This is a genomic window from Melaminivora alkalimesophila, assembly GCF_000282995.1.
In the GTDB taxonomy this organism is placed as follows: Bacteria; Pseudomonadota; Gammaproteobacteria; order Burkholderiales; family Burkholderiaceae_C; genus Melaminivora; species Melaminivora alkalimesophila.
Window position 1 is genome coordinate 1 of sequence record NZ_ALEE01000078.1, and the last position, 3,021, is coordinate 3,021.

A 3,021-nucleotide genomic window follows, 5' to 3' on the forward strand; every position below is an offset into this window, starting at 1 on the left:
CCAGCACCGCCGGCAGCTGGAGCGCGACGGCGCGGCCGGCCTCGGTCAGCACCACGTGCACCACGCGCCGGTCCTGCGGCGAGCGTTCGCGCCGGCACAGCCCCTTGGCCTGCAGCCGGTCGAGCAGGCGCGTCAGGCCGCCGCTGTCGATGTGGCAGTCGCGCGCCAGCGCGGTGGCGGTGGGTGGGTGCTCATGGCGCAGCAGCTGCACCAGCGGCTTCCACTGCGCATCCGTGAGGGCGAGCGGCTCCATGCGCCGGTCGATCGCCTGTCCGAGCTGGATGACGATGCGCCGCAGCTGCAGCCCGATGCTGCGCTCGGACGCGAAACCGGGGACGGAGGGGCAGGAATCGGGCATGGGGCGCGACGATAATTGACCGGTCAATCATTGTCAAAGCAAACATTGTCCCGCGTGTGGCGCGGCTGCCCGCTCGCGCGGCGCTCTCCTCAGCGCTGGCCCGTGTGCTCCAGGTAGCGCTTGCGCCAGAAGTAGGCGGTGAGCGCGGCGGCGATGCCGAGCATGGCGAACAGCGCGCCCCAGAAGCCGTTGGGCATGTCCACGAAGGGCAGGAACTCGAAGTTCATGCCGAAGATGCCGGCGATCAGGTTCAGCGGCAGGAACACGGCGGTGAGCACCGTGAGCACGCGCATGATCTCGTTGGTGCGGTTGTTCTGCACCGAAAAGTGCATCTGCACGGCCGCCTCGGTGCTTTGCTCCAGCCGGCGCACGTGGTGCGCCACCCGGGCGATGTGCTCCAGCACGTCGCGGCTCCTGACTTTCAGCAGGTCGAGTTCGCGCTGCGCCACCAGGTTGTCGCCGGCCACGCTGCCCGCATCCAGCGCCGCGCCCCAGGCCTGCAGCGCCGAGCGCTGGTCCTCGCAGATCTCGGCCAGGTGGTGCAGCGCCAGGCGCGCGGCCATCAGCGAGCTCCAGTGGTTGAAGCGCCCGCGAGGGTTGAGCAGCGCGACCTGCCAGTGGTCGAGCTGGCGCGAGAGCTCGCGGCGCAGGTCCAGGTAGTTGTCCACGATGCGGTTGACCAGACGCAGCATCAGGTCGGCGGGGCTGGCCGGCAGGCGCACGCCGGCGATCGGCGCGCCGGGGTGCAGCTGGCAGACCGGGCCTTCGCCGGCCGCCTCGAGCGCATCCGGATGCGCCGGCTGGGGCGCCACCGGCGGGGGCGCCGTCAGGCGCTCGGCATAGCTGTCGCGCACCTGGCAGTCCGGCGGGTGCACGCTGAGCAGCAGCGCGTCGAACACCACCAGGCCGACCGGGCTGGTGTCAATGCGCCGCAGCACGCGCGGCCCGCCGGGCACCGGGCGCGGCAGCGGCTCCTCGGCCGCGCCCTCGGTGGTGGCGAGCTGGCGCATCACCAGCAGGTCGTATTGCGAGGTGTAGTCGTAGTGCGAGGGCAGCTGGGTGCTCAGCAGGTCGGTCAGGTGCAGGTCGACCAGCTGCAGTCCGGTGACGGCCTGCAGCATGGACTGGATGGCGTCGGCCTGCTCCTCAAGGAAGGCGCGCGTGCAGGCGACCCAGTAAAAGCCCACGGGCGGGGGGTGCGCGGGCAGGGCGGGCAGTTCGCTGACGCTGGCGCCCGGCTGCAGGTGGAAGATGCGGATCGGTGGGGGTGGCGGACTGGGGTGCACGACGGTCTCCGGCGGCGGGCCGGCCCGTCGCGGGGGTCACGCGCGCGGGCGTTGCAGCAGGCGTGCCGCCTCCAGGGCAAAGTAGGTCAGCACGCCGTCCGCCCCCGCACGCTTGAAGGCCAGCAGCGCTTCCATCATCACCTTGTCGTGGTCCAGCCAGCCGTTGGACGAAGCCGCTTTGAGCATGGCGTATTCGCCCGACACCTGGTAGGCGAAAGTCGGTACCCGGAACTCGTCCTTGACGCGGCGCAGCACGTCGAGGTAGGGCATGCCGGGCTTGACCATCACCATGTCGGCGCCCTCGGCCAGGTCCAGCGCCACCTCGCGCAGCGCCTCGTCGGTGTTGGCCGGGTCCATCTGGTAGACGTCCTTGTTGCTCGCGCCCAGGTTGGCGGCCGAGCCCACGGCATCGCGGAACGGCCCATAGAAGGCGCTCGCGTACTTGGCGCTGTAGGCCATGATGCGGGTGTGGATGTGGCCGTGGGCCTCCAGGGCGTCGCGGATCGCGCCGATGCGCCCGTCCATCATGTCGCTGGGCGCGACCATGTCCACGCCGGCCTCGGCGTGCGCCAGCGCCTGGCCGACCAGGATCTCCACCGTCTCGTCGTTCAGGATGTAGCCGCTCTCGTCCACCAGGCCGTCCTGGCCGTGGCTGGTGTAGGGGTCGAGCGCCACGTCGGTCATCACGCCCAGCTCGGGGAATGCCGCTTTCAGCGCGCGGATCGTGCGCGGGATCAGGCCTTCGGGGTTGAGGGACTCCTTGCCGTCGGGCGTCTTCAGCGCGCCGTCGATGGAGGGAAAGAGCGCCAGGCAGGGGATGCCCAGCTGCACGCATTCCTCGGCCACCGGCAGCAGCAGGTCCAGGCTCAGGCGCTCGACGCCGGGCATGGAGGGCACGGGCGTGCGCCGGCCCTCGCCCTCGTGCACGAAGACCGGGTAGATGAAGTCGTGTGGCGACAGCCGGTGCTCGCGCACCAGGTTGCGGGTGAAGGCGTCGCGGCGCAGCCGGCGCGGGCGCTGGCTCGGAAAGGGGGTGGGGCTGGACAGGTGCATGGCGGACCATTGTGCGACAGTGCGGCGGCGCCTGCAGCCCGGGAGCTGCCTTGCGCCGGCTGCCGCGCGGTGCTAGATTGCCTGCGGGCGGCCTGCCGCCCCCCGCTTTGCCTCCCTGAGCGGGGCCTTGCGGCACGCGCCCCAAGGCTTTTCCGCCCGGCTGCGCCGGGCATCTTTTTTGGCACACTGGCGCGCATGCTCTGGGTCAAAGCCTTCCACATCGTCTTCATCGCCAGCTGGTTCGCGGGCCTGTTCTACCTGCCGCGCATCTTCGTCAACCTGGCGATGGTCGCGCCCGGCTCGACGGCCGAGCGCGAGCGGCTG

4 protein-coding genes are annotated in these 3,021 nt (G+C 71.0%); 1 reads left to right on the forward strand and 3 read right to left on the reverse strand.

The genetic code is table 11. The features are described from left to right. The 3 genes from A612_RS00945 to hemB form a co-directional block, all read right to left on the reverse strand. On the reverse strand, positions 1-358 hold a 358-nt coding region (locus A612_RS00945; RefSeq protein ID WP_019372746.1), incomplete at its 3' end, for a MarR family winged helix-turn-helix transcriptional regulator. An 89-nt stretch (positions 359-447) separates the two neighbouring features. Further along, a complete protein-coding gene (locus tag A612_RS00950; RefSeq protein WP_019372747.1) occupies positions 448-1,644 on the reverse strand; it encodes a magnesium transporter CorA family protein in 1,197 nt (398 codons plus the stop codon). Positions 1,645-1,680: 36 nt separating this feature from the next. After that, positions 1,681-2,697, reverse strand: coding sequence for a porphobilinogen synthase (gene hemB / locus A612_RS00955; protein WP_019372748.1), 1,017 nt, complete (start codon positions 2,695-2,697; stop codon positions 1,681-1,683). 195 nt (positions 2,698-2,892) lie between these two features. Between hemB and A612_RS16310 the strand changes: the two genes are divergently transcribed. Continuing rightward, positions 2,893-3,021 (forward strand): CopD family protein (locus A612_RS16310; RefSeq protein WP_040435443.1); only part of this gene is annotated, 129 nt, incomplete at its 3' end.